Genomic DNA, 19,277 nt, shown 5'->3' on the forward strand with positions numbered 1-19,277 from the left:
GCTTCCCCGGGAACGACGACAAATTCTTTTATGCCATCAAATTGCTCTAAGGACAATGGACAAGATGTCCACATTAGAGGATTAAATATCCACAACCGGTTAACACAGAGTTAATTTTATCCAAATTGATTGAAAAGCACTACAAATACGGGCGTAAAATCATTAAAGTGTGGGGCATTGATGAACTCTCACGAGTGAATAAAACATCCAGGCGGTGTTTTCATGAAAGTGCCTATATCTCAGATTGGAGATAAAACGTGACGAAGAACAGGCCTCAGCTATTGCGAATTCAACTCGCGATTGTTGTGAAACTAACTCTAACTTTGATGATCAGCTTTATGCTCAATCCATCACGCATTTCAGCGGCTACAGAAAACTCGAAACCTGTAAAAGCCTACGTTTGGGATCACCAGGATAAGTGGACGAATCGGACGGGTAGCGAGCAACTGTTGATTGAAGCTGGTTTCGACGTAGAGCTTCTCCCCATGGACAAGTCTCCTTGGGGGCTCACGGGGCTGATTTTCATCGGAAGCTTCGCCAGTGAGGATCCGGCCTATCAAGATTACATGAAGGAGTATTCCGAAGATCTCTATAAGTTTGTCGATGACGGCAACGTCCTGGTTCAAATGACGCAGGCGGATCAAACAGAGGACCGCCCGCCGTTTCTGCCCACAACGCTCAAAGCGCGGCGCTGCGATGTCGACTCATCTGAGGTGTATGTCTTGTCGCCCAGTCATACGTTGGTCAACGGCATGCCGATTGCCAAGAACAAACTCGAAATCACGCAAGAACGGCTCGGGTGGGAGACCTTCGATCGACAAGGTGGCTTTGAGGTGATTCTGAGTTCCGATGCCGGAGCGGGACACCCCATTCTCATGGAGGGCGCTTACGGCCAAGGACGAATTATCCTTGGAGCGATGCATATCGATAAGTCAATCGATGCGGATGGAAATCGAGTTGACGAGCCACAGCGGCAGGGTCTCGCAAGGCACTTTGCGAGGAATCTATTGGCCCACGTTCAAGACGTCGACGACCGCAAAGCAAAGGCAATCGAGGTCACCTTGTCTCCGAGAGTTCAGCGAGGGTTTGTCGAAGGTTCGTGGACGTTGGCATTGCTTCCCGATACGCAGGTCTATTCCCTCCGCTACCCTGGGTTGTTCTCCACGCAGACGGCTTGGCTTCGAGCCCATGCGAAGCAAAGAAACATTCAGTACGTCCTGCACCTGGGTGACATTACCAACAACAACACGCGAAAAGAGTGGGAACGCGCATCCGAATCGATGCGTTTGCTTGATGACCAAGTGCCATATGCGCTTGTCGGTGGAAACCATGACTATGGCCCTTCGGGAGATGCCTCGACGAGAAAAACGTTTCTTAATGAATACTTCTCATTCGAGAAAATGGCCGAAATGCCCGGCTTTGGAGGTGCTTTCGAGGACAAAAAGCTCGACAACACCTTTCACTTGTTTGAGGTTGCAGGCCAAAAATGGATTATCATCGCATTAGAGTGGGGTCCTAGAGATGAGGTGATTGCCTGGGCCAACGATGTGATGAAGAGGCACGCGGATCGAAGAGGGATTTTGGTGACTCATGCGTACATGTACTCCGACTCTCGCCGATATGACCACACCGATCCGTCGCATCCCAATCACTGGAATCCGCACAACTATCGCACGCCACGCCCCGTAAACGATGGACAACAGCTGTGGGACAAACTCGTCCGCAAGCACAATTTCGTTTTTACTTTCAATGGGCACGTGCTCAACGATGGAACCGGCTATCGAGCCGATCGAAATGACCAAGGCCAATTGGTGCACCAAATCCTTGCGAACTATCAGATGCGAGAACTCGGTGGAGAAGGTTACATGCGCCTACTTGAGTTCGATCCGGATGGAAATACGGTACATATGATGGCTTACAGCCCACTTCACGACAGTTACATGTTGGCTGGAGATCACACGTTCACGATCAAGCTTGATCAGGCACCGTCCGATCAGCCCGAACAGAACGCATCAGAGAAAGAGAGTGATTTAAAACGCAACGACGGTGAATCCATTTCGCTCGATAAATCAATTCGACCACAAATGAAGACAGTGAAAGCCCCGTAATGATTGGTTCGCCTGTCCGCCAAATTGTGATTTCTAATGTTTCGGCTTTACTAGTGATGGCCGGTGTTGTGTTGTCCGTCGTCGGTACGGTCTTTTTGGCGGAAGCAGTCCATGCCGCAGAGATCACTCGCGACGGTAGCGAGCAGCATCCGCTGCAGGTGATGCTTATCCCGGCGGACACAGGGGCGGATACGACGCTGAGTGACTTTAAGCCCGTCTTCAACGCGATCCAGGAAAACTTTGGCCTTCACTTTGAACTGAGAGTTGGCACGTCCTACGCAGCCGTTGTAGAAGGCCTCGTCGCAAAACGTGTCGATATCGCATTCGTCGGGCCGGTCACGTTTCATCAGGCGCATCGCAGAAATGCCGCAGAGTTACTGGCCGTGGCCGTAAAGCATAACTCGAGTTCCTATCGCTCGGCAATCGTTGCACGTCGTGGGGACGAAAGCAAAAAGTTAATCGATTTGCGTGGTAAAACGTTGGCCTTAGGGGATATCAACTCAACTTCCAGCTTTCGATTTCCCCTTGCCATGCTGCTCGAGGCTGGGGTTGATCCAGTACTTGGATTGAAACGCGTGGTGATCACCGGCAGTCATAGTAATGCTTTGGCCGCGCTGCGGGAGGGGCATGTTGATGCAGCAGGTTGTTCCCTTGATGCATTTGAAAAGGCAATCAATACCGGCTCGATCGATGCGAAGGAGTTTCAAGTTATTGCGGTCAGTCCGCCGATTCCCAACCCTCCCTTGGTGATGAATCCTTGCCTTACGGATTCCGTAAAAAAGCAATTGCAGGAAGCATTTGAAAAGGTGCACCAATCGCCTGGCATCCGACGTGAGATGATTCGCGGTTATGGTGGTGATCAGTACGAGCGATACGACATCAACTATCCGCAGAAGGATTTTGATGACGCCATCGCACAGCTTGCCCCCGTTACGCCTGAATTGATTGGCTCGATCATCGAGCGTGCGGCTAGTCGCTGAAATGGGGTTGGTATTGCCCGGCAAAACTCCTTTTCACCCTGATGCTTGTTAGGCGACCAGCGGCTTCCGTTTTGTTTTTGAATTTCAAGCCGAGAAGCAATGCTCTCCATTCATGAAGTAAGCAAATCCTACGAAGGGAAATCTGGGCCAACAAAGGTCCTTCGCGGTGTCAGCATGGAGGTGAAACGGGGCGAGTTTTGCGTCATGCTCGGCAGTTCCGGAGCCGGTAAGTCAACGCTCTTGAAATTGATCAGTGGTCAATTGGCTGCAGATGAAGGGCAGATCATAGTCGATGGTACTGTATTAACGAAAAGTAACTGCCGGCAGTTACAGCGGCAGATCGGCATGGTTCACCAACATTTCGAGTTAGTCGAACGGCTAACATGCCTTGACAACTTGATGCTGGGTTTGCTTCCCTGGGTACCATGGTACCGTTCTGTTTTTCGCTATTGGACCAATCAAGAGCGAACCATGGCATGTCAATGGCTTGCACGAGTCGGGCTAGAGCCATCGCACGCGTTGCGACGTTCAGGAAAGCTTTCCGGCGGCCAACAACAAAGAGTCGCCATCGCCAGGGCTCTTATTCGAAAACCGAAATTGGTCCTCGCTGACGAGCCCGTTGCAAGTCTCGACCCCGAAACGAGTCATTCGATTCTGACGCTATTGCGCGGAGTTGCCCGTGAGTGTAATGCCACCGTTCTATGCAGTCTTCACCAGCCGGACCTCGCACACGAATTTGCAGATCGCATCATTCACTTAACGTCAGGTGTGATTAAGTTCGATGGACCAGTGGCCGATTGGAGTGGAAAGTCGACGTACCGCGATCTTACGACTACGCAAAGCAACTAGCCCAGTCAGTGCCAGACCGTTCCTTGATAATCGAAAAATGATCCGAGCGTCGGCAAACGAAAGCAACAAAGGGAATCCCAGTGGCGTCCACCCATGGTCTTTCTGGAGACCAGCCTAACAAATCGGTAGATTTCGACGCGATGAAGCAAGCGGGATGGCCAGTCCGGCGCCGTTCCCTTATTCCTACTTTGTTGGCAACGATTCTGATTAGCTCTGCTCTCGTTTATTCATTCGGCCGAGTTGGACTGAGCTCGGCCGCCGGCGAAACCGTCCAGGCAATTCTCTCGATGGTTGGCCTGGGGGAGTCGAGTCAAGTTGTCGAAGCGACGACACGTTTTTTCGATCAAGGCTGGCCGCCTGTTATTTCCAGCGAGCAAGAGACGAGTCGAATCGAGAAATTCAATCGCGAAGACTTGCCTTGGCTTAGTCACATCGAGACAAGAGAGGTTCCTTCGATATCGGTCGAGTTTGTCGATGGGACGGTTGTCGAACGTGAAGTGACCGAGACGAAAGAGGTTCTTGTCAAGCCGGTAGGGTATCTTCAGCGAGTTGCTTGGTTGATGTGGGAAACGTTGGAAATCGCCCTATGGGGAACGATCATGGCGATCGCGTGCGGATTTCCCTTGGGCATGCTAGGGGCGAAAAGAATATGTCGAGTTGGTCCTCTTGTTTTGCTGGCACGTTCGGTCTGCAGCCTTAGTCGAGCTATTCCGGAGTTGATTTCAGCGCTCTTCTTTGTCCTGCTGTTTGGTTTTGGCCCTGCGGCAGGCGTATTAGCGCTCGGCTTGCATTCCGCTGGCTTTCTAGGCAAGTTCTTCGCCGACGACATCGACAATACCAAGCCAGGTCCATCCGACGCACTGGCGTGCAGTGGTGTAGGTCGGTTCGGTGTGTTCCTGCATGCCCTGTTGCCGCAAGTCTTGCCGCAGTATCTCGCCTACATCCAGTACATCCTGGAACGCAATGTACGAGCCGCAACCGTACTTGGTATCGTCGGGGCTGGGGGAATCGGCGTCGAACTGATGGGCAAGTGGCATAACTTTCAGTTCGGACATGCGACGACCGTTCTCATTGCTATCTTTCTTACGGTTGTGATTCTCGAAGCAATTTCCCAAACGCTTCGCATGAGGTGGATCCAAGATTAAATAGGCCCTGTCACAATCAACGATGCGGCAGTTTCAGTCTTGAAAAAGCTGAAAACAGCCAAAGTGGTACGCCCTCATCTTAGAAATTAGCGCTTCCCCCGACGATTGGAACTGTTCGGGCGACAGCTTGATTGCTTCGCGTGCGTGCTGAGTCGCCAATGCCGTTTCCTGGATGTCCTCGTAGAATTGCGCGAGCAGAAAGTGGCGTTCGGCAGTCGGTTCCAATTCCAAGAGTTGTAGGTAGGTCGTCTCTGCCTGGCTGATTCTCCCAAGTTTACGAAGGGCAAACGCTTGGCCTTGGATCGACTTGGCCAGCCTCGCATGGCGTATTTCCGAATTGCTTTCCTTCTGCCAGAATTCCGTCGCCAGGCGAAAATGAAAGAGAGACTCTTCCCAATCGCGACGGTCTTGATAGATGGTGCCAATCAATTCATGGCCACCGTGCATGGCAAATGCATGCTCCTGTGCAATAGGAAGCAGCAGCAATAGAGCGTCATCTCGATTGCCCAAAACAGCGAGATCGATCGCTCTTTCGATTCGCTTCTGTGGCGGAGTCTCTTCCGGCAATGGCAGCATCGTTCGGCGCTTGACTGCTTCAATCTTGATTTCCAATTCGCCGATGAGTGCCCCAATCGGTATTTCTCGAAATGAACTTTGAGCATTCAGCGTGACGCAGCGTTTCAGGATCCGCGATGCCTCGGCAAGTCTCGATTGATTCACATACTCGAATGCCATGCTCATACTCGAATTCATCTTGGCGCGTTCGTAGGTTGCCGGGACAAGCACCAGGAGCAGGATGGCGAATACCCATGGGTCATAATAGCTTGTTCGCCATTGGTCGGAGGTGGCTGAAAAAAGCCAGCGACTCCTGAACGCGAGAAGCGTACAGGCTATTCCTAGCGACGCCGTCATCGCAGCCGCGATTCGCGACAGGAGGTTGCCGTGCTCCAACGTGGCAACGGGCGTGTCCTGAACGACATTCCAGAAGCAAAGACGGAAAGTGCCTAGTAAGACAACGCCTATTAGCATGACAATCGTGGATGCCGAACCGGGGGAGTAAAATCGATCTTGCAGGTACGCTACGATTAACCAGCCGATAGGTATGCCACAGGCAATGGTAACGAGTCCCACGTCCCACCAGGCATACGGCAGCAAGATCCCTTCGTTGGTGCCAGCCATGAACAGCGTCCCTGTCCATATGCCTAGTACGACAATAGCCAACAGCCGCTGGGAGGATGAGTCTTGTGGGTGAGTACTTTGATTCTCCATCGCACTACCTCGTTTCATTCCTAACAAGCACCCGCAGATTCGACGGGGATATTTACCTTCCGTTTCTTCCAGAGCGATCCGTCGTATCCGTAATGCAGAAAGGCAACGATTACGTTTAACAGTAACCAAGTTTCCACGAACTGATGCTCGAATAGCCAACTGCAAGACCCGAGGACCACAACAAAAATCAGAAGCGAGAATACCCACCTTGAGGCAATCCACTGGAAGATCCTGTCACGCGCGTCGATCTCACCGTCACCGCTCTGCTTGTGCATTCGCCATCCGACGACCGCCAAATATTCGCTGGCATGAAACCACGCCGAAGCGGTGGTCAAAGCCAAGACGATCGCCGGAAAGCCGCTGTGTATAGCCCATAGCATTCCGGAAAAAAGGCCGACCACACTCACTAAATAGACGAGACGGCCCATGGAATGCCGGTTCCAATTCCATAGGCAATCAAAGAGTACGACACACGGTAAAATGAGAACAACCCAATCTAAGACAACTAGGAAGTCAGAGAGCGTTCCCGGCCGGATGGCAACCTGAGCTACCCGCACAATGCAATAGAGCATGAACGCGCGAAGCATGATCTTTTCCAGCCAGCCAGGCAGGAAGGTTCTTGCCTGAGCAAGGCGACCGTAGATGCGGTAGATTCCATGATGTTGGGATGCAAAGTGCCAGGCATTCCATGCGTAGTCAATCGCCAACAGGCACGTCAGCTCGCCCGTCCCGATGCGAATTCCGACACAGATCAATACTACCGCGATGGCAAAACCGAGGAAGAATCGAGGTCTTGCGCGATAAGGATTACGATCGAGTAGAACCAGGCCTAACGTGCTCCACCGATGTGGTGTGGTAATGAAATAGATCTGCCAGAATTGGATTGCTTGCCGACTCGAGACATCGTCGAAGTACTGTATGAGCACAAGCATGGGCCAGAAGACGTTCGCAATCAGAAGAAGGTCCATCCAAGGGCCAAGGATCCAGCCTGATTTTTGCGAACGTGTTTCTGGGCCATCATTGTTTGTCGGTCGGACAGAGGGCACGGTATCGGTAATGCCCGCCGATTGAAATTCTTCCTGCAAGAGATCACTCATATCAAAACGTTGAGCACACGTGCTACATGCGTTTCAGATCGATTGTCAATTCATTCGCGTCTTGGGGTTTTACTTCAACGATGACGGGAGACTTAACAGGATCAGCGTAGACAAAAGGAATTCGGTCTCCTTTGGCGACCGTTTCGATCGGCTCGGACGACATCTTTGGTTCTCCTCCCCCGTCACTGGCCACCATCTCGGGTTCATCGGAAACCGACTGAACGACCATCACGCGGAATTTACCGGGAATGGAGCCGTCGCCTTGGTGGTAGGTCGACATAACAAAAGTCCCGTCGTCCCGTATCTCTCCTCCCGCCGCTTTGCCTTCCTGGTTGCCTATCGGGACAAATGAGATCGCTCCTCCTCCTTTCAACGGCTTCCCATTAAATTGAATCACTCCGGAGGTTGGATAAGCCTTGGGCTGATCACTTTGCGAGCAGCCTGCGATCGAAAAAAAAAGAACCAACAGTGCGAACGGTCGAAAGAATTGCAGCATTGGGCGTTTCCTAAAAGCAGAAGTATTAACCACGGCCCAAGGCTGCGAGTCCCGTTTCTCTCGCAGCCCCGGCTAAGTTGCCGCTGTCAAAGCGACATCATTGGCGTCTTAGTCGTATGGCTAGGGAATGGAAACTACCTCGCCTCCACCGCGGGTTCCCAAGCCTTGCCATATCGTGAGGTCGATGGTTTCCGCAAAGAACCGAACGGAACCGTCCGTCATAGCCGCCATCACGCCGCCTGGGTGATAACTGCGTGCCGCCGAATACATCTCGGTATACGGGCTGCCAATTTGAACACACGGCATCCCTTCCTCTGGATAGCTGCGACATCCCCAAACGCCGTCGGGTGTGGTGCTGTTAGGGCCAGTCTTCGTGCTGAAAATGTCAGCCCCCATGACCGGGTAAGCCCAAGTTCCACGTGTGTCCTGGTACGACGGGCCGGTGCTACTGGACAGCCGATACTTTAGCTCACTAAGCGAAACGGTGTTCGCCGTGCCGTCGGTCACGTCTTTCATGCTGAAGTCAGAGTTGTTCCCGAAGACGCCACCTTCGTCACCCGTATTCGTATGAATCATTCCGTACCCGGCTTTGCCATAACAGGCAGAGTAATTGCCACGGGCTAGATCTTCGAGGCCAGTTCCGTTTGCCATCTGCTCACCGACAGTTGGGTGAGAAGGACAGTTCATGGCGTCAAGTTGTTCCGAGCCGACCGTAATGCCTTGCGACGTATAGGTGCCGTTGCCAAGCCAATCGGTTACTTCTGGCCGCTCGTTTGCGATTTTCATGAACTGCTCGTGCAACGCAGGCTGTTCGATGTGGGAGAGAATTAGCAGATTCCATGACGCCCCAATGGCAGCCGTCCCACTACCATGAGCACCGTTGGGATTGTCTCCCCGCCCGTTGATTGATCCGGAAGGGAATACTTGGAATGTGTCGTGGTAGTTATGGATCGCGAGTTGCAGTTGCTTTAGCTGATTCGAGCACGACATCCGACGTGCTGCTTCTCGGGCTTGCTGAACTGCGGGGAGTAGCAACGAGACGAGCACACCAATAATGGCAATGACAACTAGCAACTCGACTAATGTGAATCCAGTTGGTAATCCTCGCGAGACACGATTGGGCAAACCAATAACCTTCATGACGGTCTCCGTTTCAGGGTTCAAGACAGCATTAAAAGAGTAAAACCGATGGCAATTATGAAGCGGCTTCGTTGCAAACAACTCGCAGGACTTGCTGGTTGCTAGACACCGAAACCACACAAATGGATAATCTATCCGCTTCATCAGTGAAGTCTATCCAGCTTTTTGAATTCGCTATGATATTCATAAGATGTTAACCACGTCGGCTTCTTTTCTTCATCTATCAAAACAGGGAAAAACGGCAATGGCCGTGCCCGTCCCGTGGGCCGCAGGTAGAATCCATTTCGTGAATATTTTATCCTTTCCCGGCGGTGTAAGGGCATCGCTCACGTTCTGGCATAGGTTCCGGGATAGCACAAGTTCCTTTAGCTTCTTCGTCGGAGCCGACATAGTCGCACAGCCCTAGCCGAAGCCAACCCTGACGAGAATCGGTGCATTCTTCACCCCTGCATTCAGTCGCTGGATCTACATTTCGTCGACACCGAGGAGAAGCGGGCCGCCGAGTACTCCCTGACCTTATTCCCAGAGGTGAAACCCGAAAACTTCGGCCAGGAAAAAAGAAACGGGACCGTCGCCGAAGGTGGTGACCATCCCGATGTGTTGACCCCAGAGGTGCTGGTTCGCCATAAGGATCAGAAGGCTCCCCGTGCAGAACCCTCTTCGTGCATGCTCTCGATTCTGAATTTCACGCTATCTGATTACTGGAAAAGAGTTTAGCGATTCCGAGTCTCTTGCAGTCCATCCCTAAGAGAAGCGAACCCTTTATGCTTCAAGACAAGGTCTTCCTCTAAGCTTGGCTGACATCAAGTGCAAGGCGCGGCTGGGTGGAATATTAAAGCACTACTCTCTCGTGCCGCTTGAACACGAATCGTTCTTCGCATTGGCATCCCAACTCGCGAAGAAGGCAAACGCAAATCACCGGAATGGCAGTATTCCAGCTGAGAGCCACATCGTTGGTCATTGATCGACTTCGCCGATTTGGACGCGACGAAGGTTCATCGTTCTGAATCGGTGGGACGAAAAATCGCGAACTGGATGCTCCCAAGTACCACGATTCTTGCTGCTACCTGACAAGTCGGCATCCCTCTCATAACGAACCTATTTCACTGGTTTTCAAGTAGGAACGAGTGACGGAAACCTAAATTCTACTAATTTTGAATTTTCTTCACGCAGCCCTCCCATCAGTTTGATTTAATGGGTAAACGCCTTTCATGGGGGGCATTGTGCCATCGTTTGCGGGTAGCGCCTGTCTAGGTTCTCGCCATCCATCAAATACTCCCATAGAAACGGATCGTTCGACATCCCGTCCAACCGCTGTTTCTGCAAATCCTCTCCGCCATGACCATCAAAAAGCATTCACGCAAATCTTTGTCTGCACGTCTTTCCCGCAGGAAACATCAACGCTCTTACCAGAGAACCCTGCATCTTCCTGAACTCTTGGAGAGCCGACAAATGCTCGCGGGAGATGGGGTTTATTTTGAGGACTTCAGTACTTCGGGTGGCTTGGTGCTTAACGGGAGCACCACGACGGTTGCAACGACCGATGGTGACGTCTTGCGGTTGACGCCTGCCCTGAGCGGACGCAATGGCAGCGCGTTCAGCGAGTCGCAAGTCAATGCTTCCGACTTCAGTACCGCATTTACGTTTCGGATCACTTCCCCAGGCGGAGATATTTTCGACTGCAACACGACGACGGGGGCGGATGGCTTCGTATTCGTCGTGCAGTCGGTCAGTTCTAGCATCGGCGGTATTGGTTCGGGTATCGGCTACGAAGGAATTGTCGATAGCGTCGGTGTTGAATTTGATACGTGGTGCAACGCGGCGAACTGGGATCCGAGTTCCAATCACATTGGCATCGTGACGGAGGGAAGCGTCAACCACGGGTCGAGCGCAGAATTCACGGCGGTAGTCACTCCTGATTTCGATGACGGAAACTTATGGTACGCCTGGGTGGACTACGACGGAGAGACGCTGGAAGTCCGGGCCAATCAAACCGGAGAACGCCCAGCAGAAGCGCTGCTCACAAGAGACTTAGACGTTCCAGCGATCATTGAGAATAACACGGCCTATGTTGGCTTTACCTCCGCAACTGGGGCAGCCTGGGGTAATCACGATATTATCTCGTGGCAGTACAACTCTAATTTCAGCCCAATCGGTCTGGTCGATTCGATTATTGTCACTTCGCCTGGATCGGCACTCCAAGGAACGGAGCAGTCCGCGACGGCGACGGTGCTCGACCGGTTTGGGGATCCGGTTGAAGGAATGCCCATTGAGTTTGAAGTTACCGGTGCCAATCCCATGACAGTTGGTGCCGTAACGGATGCCAACGGACAGGCAACGATCACCTATACGGGCAACAATATCGGCCAGGATACGATCGTGGCCACTGCCGACTCGGTCAGCAACACGCCTACGGTACTAGATTGGCTACCTCGTCCAGACCTGGTGGTCAGTTCCGTCAACACGCCAACGACATGGCAAGTTGGTTTCAACGACATCTCTTGGACGGTAACCAATGTAGGGGACGGGACGGCATCGACCTTTTGGTACGATCGCGTCGTTCTCTCTACCGACATGCAATACGATATCCAAGATCGCATTGTGGCCAGCGAATCAGCATTTCACCAACTTCCTTTGGCGAGCTTGGAGTCTTATGAAGTTCAATATCGTCATATCTTGAGTAGTTCCGTAGCGGCCGGCAATTATTACTTGCTCTATATCGCCGATTTTGGCGAGCAAGCATTGGAAGCCGACGAAACGAACAACGTCTTCATCCAACCCATTGAGGTCGTCAAGCCAGACCTCGTCGTTGAAACGGCGACCGCGACTAGTCCCGCTCTTTTTGGAAACGACGTCTCCGTATCGTGGACGGTTCGGAACGTTGGGACCGTGGAAACGGATGACTACATCTCACAGGCAGTTTGGCTATCGACTGATGAGACCTTGAATTACGGTGACATCGAGCTAGAAAGGTTCCCTCAGGAAGCCGGCCTTCCCCTAGCGCCCGGTGAAGGCTACACCACGACCGTCAATGTCCCTCTTCCCTTAAGCCAGACGATTCGTCCCGGTACCTATTACCTGATCGTGGAAACCGATTCCGCCAACGGCCATCAGGAAATCGACGAGACCAACAACACGCTCGCCACGCTTCCGATTTCCATCAGCTATCCGCCTCTGCCGGATCTAATTGTCTCGGACATCTCCGCTCCTCTGGAAGCGATTTCTGGTCAGAGCATTCCTATTAGCTGGACCGTCACCAACCAAGGCGATGGTGATTTCCAGGGAACCTTTCGTGATTGGGTCGCCTTGTCCGATGACGATACGTACGGCTCCGATTTATTCTACCAGGGCTTTGACTTCACAGGGGTCATTCCTGCCGGACAATCGATTACTCGGACTCAGTTGATTGATTTGCCCGACACTTTTACCGGCGAAGATCTTCGCGTGATCGTGTATACGGATGGGTGGAATCAAGTTTTGGAAATTGACGCTGAAGACAACAATGTCTTGGTGGCCGATAACTATCTCGACGTGATTCTGGCAGCTTTTCCTAACCTCGTCGTTGACGAAGTCATCGTTCCTCCGTTGGCGTCTTCGGAACAAGAGATCGTTGTCGAGTGGATTGTCTCGAATGCAGGAACAGGTCCTACCAACGCCACTTACTGGGACGATCAGGTCTATTTATCGACCGATCCGTTCTGGGACCCTGGCGACTACCGCCTGGGCACCTCTCGGAATCCATCCTACCTGCAAGCTGGAGATAGTTATCGCGCTTCGCTGACCGCGACTCTGCCACGGGGAATCGACGGTGATTATTACGTAATCGTACTAACTGACGCCTTCAATCGGGTGTGGGAACATGGCAATGAAAATGACAACGAAAACTCTAGCACCTCATTTGAAGTACAACTAACGCCTCCGCCTGACCTTCAGGTGACTAGTGTTCAAGCTCCGACTTCGGCTTTCTCCGGACAGGAAGTCCAGGTGAGTTGGACCGTCTCGAACGAAGGTGCAAACGCAACCAACCATTCTCGGTGGCGAGACCGCATTTACGTCTCGTCCGATAGTACTCTCAGCGGCGATGACGTACTCCTAACGACCGTAACTCATGACGGCGTACTGGCCCCGGGAGAGAATTACACGGCGACCGGTTTCGGCGATTTGCCGATTGGTGTCTCGGGGGACTTCTTTTTCCTGGTAGAAACGGATGCTTTCGACAGCGTCTACGAACACCAATTCGAGAACAACAACGTCGCGGCAGAAACTCAGGCAACCAATGTCGTACTGACGCCACCACCAGACCTGGAGGTGGTTTCGGTCGTAGCCCCTCTTACGATTTCTGCCAATCGACAGTTTGCCGTTAGCTACCGCGTGGAGAACAACGGATCGACGCCGACGCCCAACGGCAGTTGGACTGACCGGGTCTACCTGTCAGACGATTTCAATTTTGATCCGTCCGGCGACGTTCTCCTTGATTCCAGACGCCACTATGGAACGCTCGCCCCTGGTGAGGGTTACGACTTTGAGTACGTTGGTATCCTGGACGAAGACTTTGTTGGAGATCAGCATTTCTATGTTGTGACCGACTACGCCGATGACGTCTTCGAACTGGACAACCTGAATAACCTTGCGTCGGCCGATTCTCCTTCGGAAGTCATCTTTGAGCCTGGCGATTTGACCGTATCGTTCTTTTCGGCTCCCACTCAGGCAGAAGCCGGGGACGCGTTCCTATTGGATTGGTCTGTAGTCAACTCCAGCCAATGGGATACGGCTTCGCAGTTTTGGTATGACCGAGTCGTCCTCTCGACAGATATGACGGTCAGTGGAGATGACATCGCTCTCACTTCACCGTCCCACGCAGGTCTGCTTCAGCCGGGCGAGTCGTATCGCGTCAATGATCGCCAAGTCCGGCTCCCGACCAATCTATTGCCGGGCAGTTATTATCTGCTACTAACCACCGATGCCGGTGAAAGCGTGCCGGAATTGGACGAGACCAACAACGCTTCGGCAGCAATGCCGCTGGAGGTCTCGCGAATTGCATCGGACCTTCGCATTACGAGCGTCTCTGCGACGGATGATCCTCAGGCGGGTGGTCCAATCACCGTGCAGTGGACCGTGCGTAACTTCGCGCCAGTAGCGACGAACTCGAACATATGGTTCGACGAAGTTTACCTATCCACCGACTATCAGGTTGATTCGTCCGACACTCTTCTTGCATCGGTACAGCGAGGCAATCCTCTCGGGCCGAACGAGGAGTATTCGGTCACACGAGCCGTTACTCTTCCAGAAGACCTTAGCGGCCGCTTCTTTATTCTGGTTCGCACCGATGCGACCGATCTTGTCATCGAAGGAGCATACGAAAACAACAACCTCCGTGTTACTTCCGGTGAAATCCCCGAGGGAATCGACCCGAGCGAAGATCCTGTTGACCCCAACGATCCCGATCCACCAACCCCGCCTGAGGGAAATATTCAGGTTGTCACGTTAGATCCACCTGACTTGAGCGTTGTCAACGTCGATGCTCCGGCAAATGCACTGAGCGGCCAGGACCTAGCGCTCAGCTGGACCGTCCAAAACATCGGGCAGGGAGACGCCGACGGTCCGTGGTATGACTCGGTCTATCTCTCGCTTGACCAAGTGTTTGATCGCTCGTCGGACATCTATCTTGGCTACGCAGACCGACCTGGTGAATTGGCCGCTGGGGAAAGCTACACACAAAACGAATCGTTCGAAATACCCGCTGGTTTCGCAGGTCCCTACTACGTGTTTGTCATTGCCAATGCTAATGGTCGCGTTAACGAGCGGGGGAAAGTGTTTAATAATCCAGGTTACGATCCGTTATCGATGCAGATCGATCTAACCTCCCCTGCCGACTTCGTCGTCGGCACCATCAATGTACCGACCAGCGGAACGCCAGGTGCCGAGGTTACCGTCAGCTACACGGTCGAAAACCAGGGTAGCAATCCAGCTTTCGGCTACTGGACCGATTCCATCTACCTGTCCGCGGACGAGACCTGGGACATCGACGACCCACTGTTGGGCCGGGTACGTCCGAACCTGGGAACGCTCGCCGTTGGTGCTTCCTACAACGAAAGCCTAACCGCCCAACTCCCCGGTGTCGTTCCCGGCTCGTACCACATCATCATCCGCAGCGACATTCTTAATCATGTCCCGGAAGCAGACGAAAACAACAACATCGGAGCGTCGCTTGACCAGGCCGACGTCACCTTCCCTGAACTCGAATTGGGAGTCGCCGCAGAAGGAACGCTCGAGGCTGGTCAGAATATTTACTACCGAGTAACGGTGCCTGCCGGAGAGACACTCTCATTCGAGCTTGATAGCGATGCCGTGGACGGGGCGAATGAGATTTATGTGGCTTACAATCGGGTGCCGACACGGAGTGATTTTGATTTTACGGGGAGCGAACCGTTCAGCGTAGATCAACGTGTGACAGTGCCAGAAACAGAATCAGGCACTTACTACATTCTCCTCAGGTCCGCGAATCCTCTGGCAGTATCAGACGATTATTCGCTGTCCGCACAGTTACTACCGTTTTCAATAAACACTGCCAGTGCGACTTCCATCGGCAACGGAAACTCGGTGACGTTTGTGGTGACTGGATCTCGGCTAACGACCGGGACAGCGTTTACACTAACCGATAGCGAGGGAGTAACGTTCACTCCGACTTTTGTAGTACAGAGGGACTTAACATCATTCAGACTAACGTTCGACCTGTTGCAAGCCGCACTAGGTCCAGCGATTCTCACGGCCTCGGAGGATTCCGGCGCAGTATCTTCCTTAGCCAATACGATCGAAATAGTCGACTCTTTTAAGCCCCCGGTAGAGATCAGCCTGGAAGGTCCTACGACCGCGCGACGAAATCAAGCCGTTGCTTATAATGTTTCGATCAAAAACCCAGGAAATACTGATACGGAAGAATTCACTCTTTGGATCAAAATTCCGGGCAATACACGATATCGATTCCGAACAGAACACGCATTCGCATCAGACTCATTTCTAACTGCGTTTCCAACCTCACAACAATTTCAGGAGGTTGTGGATTCGCCGTTCACGTATCACGCATTTTCACTTTCCAGAATCGCTCCCGGTGGATCGATTTCGATCCCAATCGATATTGTAACTCCTGATTCTGATGAATTAGAAATCTATGTCCAATTGCTTCCATCCAACCTATTTGAGAACTCGAATTCATCCTTTATCGATACACCTGCCACACCGGCTCCAACCGATCCATTCTTTGCTAGTCAATTGGAACTGCAAGTCGTACGTAATACTGAGGCCCTAAGCTCGCAACAGCAGGCCCCGTGGGACGAAGCGAATGGGCCTCCTCCAGCTGGTTATGTTGTTTTTCGCTATGGATCGAAATATGGGCATTTCGGCATCTCTCTTGGGAATGGCTATATTGCGGATTCATATCCAGGATCCCGAGGAAGGATAGTCCCGCTAAGTGATTGGAAGCGGCATGAAGGGCAGATATCGACGGATCAGTACTACCTCGGAGCGTATATGCCCACGGGGTGGACAGCCGAGCGCGGAGCGGATGTAGCCAATGACCTTCGGCGTGATTTTAGCGATCAGTACTGGAAATATGGAGATTTCGATGGCGATGGAAAGCGAGACCAACAGCTGATTACCGATGTCGACGGAGATGGCAAGAACAACCCTGGTTCTATTGAGTACTGGGAGCATGGCCCTCTAGACTTCCTTAACGGGGATGTTTTCGATACCCACGGAGAAAACGGACGATACAGTTGCTCCGGTATAGAACAATATCTTGAAAACCATGGAATGGATGTCGATCCACGCAGTACAGTGTTCAATCAGCCAGGTGAGCAATATGAAGCAATATCCGGGAAAGAGTGGCCAACCCGTGTCAAAGGATCCAATGGAAGCTTTTCAGTTTATTGGCCGGGGCGTTTTCTAAATGGAGTTGAAGACTTTTTCGATCAAGCAGGCGATTTCCTCGGTTCACTACTTTCGGATGGCAAAACGATTCTCACGAATATCGTTCGGAGCCTAGATCCCAACGACATCCTCGGCCCGGAAGGCTTCGGTCCAGAGAACTTCATCGCGGCCACCGAACCACTCGACTACACTATTCGCTTTGAGAACGACCCCATCTTTGCCACGGCTCCGGCTCAGACGGTGAGGATCACGCAGCAACTCGATGCGGACCTTGATTTCCGTTCGTTTCGGCTTGGTGACTTCGGGATTGGAACTCAAGTTTTTGAGGTGCCAGACAATCGTGCGTTCTATGTAGATCGCTTGGATTTGACTGCGGAGTTGGGGATCTTAGTCGATGTCTTCGCTGGGATCGACGTAGCCAGCGGACAGGCATTCTGGGAATTCACCTCAATTGACCCAGCTACGGGCGATGCTCCGACGGACGCCTTGGCCGGTTTTCTGCCCCCTAATTTAATGTCGCCTGAAGGAGAAGGCTTTGTCACCTATTCCATCAAGGCAAGCCCTGATGCCGTGACGGGAGACATCATCGATGCCGAGGCGCGGATCATCTTTGATACGAACGAACCGATCGATACGCCTCCCATCTTCCATACTCTGGATGTCGACGCGCCTACGAGCAGCGTTGAAGCACTACCTCTCACATTAGACAACTCGAAGTTTGAACTTTCCTGGTCAGGCCAAGATGGCCCTGGTGGATCGGGCGTGGCTATGTTCGACATCTACGTTTCCGAAGACGGGGGCGCGTATCAACCTTTCGTCGTTGGGACCACGCTCACTGCCGCGCCGTTCATTGGGAAGCCCGGAAAGCAGTATGAATTCTTTAGTGTCGCCCACGACTATGCTGGAAACATTGAGGCAACACCAGGCGTAGCCGATGGCGTGACAACCATCACCGAAGGTGTCGCTACACTTGGTGATGAAGAAATTCTTGTCTCGTTGACGCGAACCGATGAAACTTCGCCCGTGGGGACGTCGCTTGACGAATCACCTTCGGCCAATGTCGTCTTCCACGAGTGGGAATCGATCGTCGCTCAAATATGGGTTACGATCATTCCAGAGATGGCCGGTGGTCCGGTTAGTTTAGAAGCCGTGATTGCTTGGGAAAACGAACTGTTCCTTTCCCCCGAGGTTCTGGAGCATCTTGGCTCCAACCTGGATATCTCCAGCCATGACGGCATCACGAAGATCTGGTGGGACAACGTGGAATTGTCTGGATACCAGGCGGGGCAACGGGTTCTGATTGCTAATTTGCTGTTCCCTGTGGATCGGCAGAATGGCGTTGGCATTTCTTCCAACGTCGTTGGTGAATATCCCACTGTCACGCAGCAAGACGCATTTCAGCTATCCGATGGCAAGCTAGGCAAAGATGGCCAGGTTTTGAATTCCTATCCTCATATCGATGTGCCGATCGCGCCCGTTGTATATGATTCCGATGACAGCGGTCACGTAGGAATAGGGGACTTTGCGCAATTCATCCGAAACTATGGAAGAACTGCTGATCTCGACAAATACCCCGAAGCGTTTCGTTTTGATTTCAATCGAGACGGTCGAGTTGGCATCGCTGATTTTGCCAAGTTCATTCAACACTACGGACAACGTAAGGACTCAGATAACGTTACGATCAGGATGCCTGAATTGATTCCCGAGACGTCCGCGAATGACAATCCTCTTGTTTTAGAATCAGAGCCACCAACTGCCGAAGCACTATTTAAAGATGTCGAGGTGCTGCCGTCGGGGACTATTCATTTCAATTTCCAATCTGGTGGCTCAGACTTGAGATTCGATGACATTGAGGACTTCAAACATGCGCCTCACTATTGGGCAAGCATACCGTCAGCGCAAAGTAACAATAATCCAGACCCCCGACTGATCGATGCCCTCTTTGAGACTTTAGAGCCTGAATACTCAACGAGCAAAGAAGAGGACACCTTGATGGAAATCGATGCCTCGCTGCTCTCAGACCTAGCCGATGAACTGAGTAAGGAGGGATTCAGTATTTAAGCCGCTGGGACGTTTTCGACACTTATTGAAGTATCTCTTTATTTAATGTCTGCAAACTAACAGGTTGCTGAAAAACGCCCTGTTTTGTTGGAGCGACCTTATTTGAGGTCTGACTTTTGGGGAATAGGTTATTGGAAGGCCCTTGCCGTAAAAAAAAGGCTTCCTTCAAGCCCGTTGTTATCTAGCTTCTGTCTGAATTTGGCCCG

The 19,277-nt window shown here is 52.1% G+C and carries 9 protein-coding genes; 5 read left to right on the plus strand and 4 right to left on the minus strand.

Translation table 11 applies throughout. From position 1 onward, the window contains the following. The first annotated feature begins 257 nt into the window (after positions 1-257). The 4 genes from Pan97_RS18730 to phnE all read left to right on the plus strand — a co-directional run bounded on the left by Pan97_RS18730 (position 258) and on the right by phnE (position 5,082). Positions 258-2,108, plus strand: a complete 1,851-nt coding sequence (locus Pan97_RS18730; protein WP_144975223.1) for a metallophosphoesterase — start codon at positions 258-260, stop codon at positions 2,106-2,108. Continuing rightward, on the plus strand, positions 2,108-3,088 hold the full coding sequence (locus Pan97_RS18735; protein ID WP_144975225.1) for a phosphate/phosphite/phosphonate ABC transporter substrate-binding protein: 981 nt from the start codon (positions 2,108-2,110) through the stop codon (positions 3,086-3,088). Before Pan97_RS18730 ends, Pan97_RS18735 begins: the two co-directional genes overlap by 1 nt. Before the next feature lie 99 nt (positions 3,089-3,187). Beyond that, positions 3,188-3,937 (plus strand): phosphonate ABC transporter ATP-binding protein, encoded by a 750-nt coding sequence (locus Pan97_RS18740; RefSeq protein ID WP_144975227.1) that lies wholly within the window; start codon positions 3,188-3,190, stop codon positions 3,935-3,937. An 80-nt stretch (positions 3,938-4,017) separates the two neighbouring features. Continuing rightward, a complete protein-coding gene (gene phnE / locus Pan97_RS18745; RefSeq protein ID WP_144975229.1) occupies positions 4,018-5,082 on the plus strand; it encodes a phosphonate ABC transporter, permease protein PhnE in 1,065 nt (354 codons plus the stop codon). Positions 5,083-5,115: 33 nt separating this feature from the next. On the opposite strand, the gene Pan97_RS18750 is transcribed toward phnE, so the two are convergent. The 4 genes from Pan97_RS18750 to Pan97_RS18765 form a co-directional block, all read right to left on the minus strand. Continuing rightward, a complete protein-coding gene (locus Pan97_RS18750; protein ID WP_144975231.1) occupies positions 5,116-6,261 on the minus strand; it encodes a tetratricopeptide repeat protein in 1,146 nt (381 codons plus the stop codon). Positions 6,262-6,371: 110 nt separating this feature from the next. Then, on the minus strand, positions 6,372-7,448 hold the full coding sequence (locus Pan97_RS18755) for an RNA-dependent RNA polymerase family protein (protein ID WP_144975233.1): 1,077 nt from the start codon (positions 7,446-7,448) through the stop codon (positions 6,372-6,374). Positions 7,449-7,470: 22 nt separating this feature from the next. Then, positions 7,471-7,944 carry a hypothetical protein gene (locus Pan97_RS18760; protein WP_144975236.1) on the minus strand — a complete coding sequence of 158 codons (474 nt, stop codon included), beginning with the start codon at positions 7,942-7,944 and terminating at the stop codon, positions 7,471-7,473. A 120-nt stretch (positions 7,945-8,064) separates the two neighbouring features. After that, positions 8,065-9,084 (minus strand): DUF1559 domain-containing protein, encoded by a 1,020-nt coding sequence (locus Pan97_RS18765; RefSeq protein ID WP_165698849.1) that lies wholly within the window; start codon positions 9,082-9,084, stop codon positions 8,065-8,067. 1,452 nt (positions 9,085-10,536) lie between these two features. Here Pan97_RS18765 and Pan97_RS18770 point away from each other — a divergent pair. Next, positions 10,537-19,071: a CARDB domain-containing protein gene (locus Pan97_RS18770; RefSeq protein ID WP_165698850.1), complete on the plus strand. Its 8,535-nt coding sequence runs from the start codon at positions 10,537-10,539 to the stop codon at positions 19,069-19,071. Positions 19,072-19,277: the final 206 nt, after the last annotated feature.

Source organism: Bremerella volcania (assembly GCF_007748115.1).
GTDB classification, from domain to species: domain Bacteria; phylum Planctomycetota; class Planctomycetia; order Pirellulales; family Pirellulaceae; genus Bremerella; species Bremerella volcania.

Coding starts and splice junctions, on each gene's coding strand:
- Pan97_RS18755 (WP_144975233.1), bottom strand. CDS start 7,448: ATGAGTGATCTCTTGCAGGAAGAATTTCAATCGGCGGGCATTACCGAT.
- Pan97_RS18760 (WP_144975236.1), bottom strand. CDS start 7,944: ATGCTGCAATTCTTTCGACCGTTCGCACTGTTGGTTCTTTTTTTTTCG.
- Pan97_RS18740 (WP_144975227.1), top strand. CDS start 3,188: ATGCTCTCCATTCATGAAGTAAGCAAATCCTACGAAGGGAAATCTGGG.
- Pan97_RS18770 (WP_165698850.1), top strand. CDS start 10,537: ATGCTCGCGGGAGATGGGGTTTATTTTGAGGACTTCAGTACTTCGGGT.
- Pan97_RS18765 (WP_165698849.1), bottom strand. CDS start 9,084: ATGAAGGTTATTGGTTTGCCCAATCGTGTCTCGCGAGGATTACCAACT.
- Pan97_RS18735 (WP_144975225.1), top strand. CDS start 2,108: ATGATTGGTTCGCCTGTCCGCCAAATTGTGATTTCTAATGTTTCGGCT.
- Pan97_RS18750 (WP_144975231.1), bottom strand. CDS start 6,261: ATGGCTGGCACCAACGAAGGGATCTTGCTGCCGTATGCCTGGTGGGAC.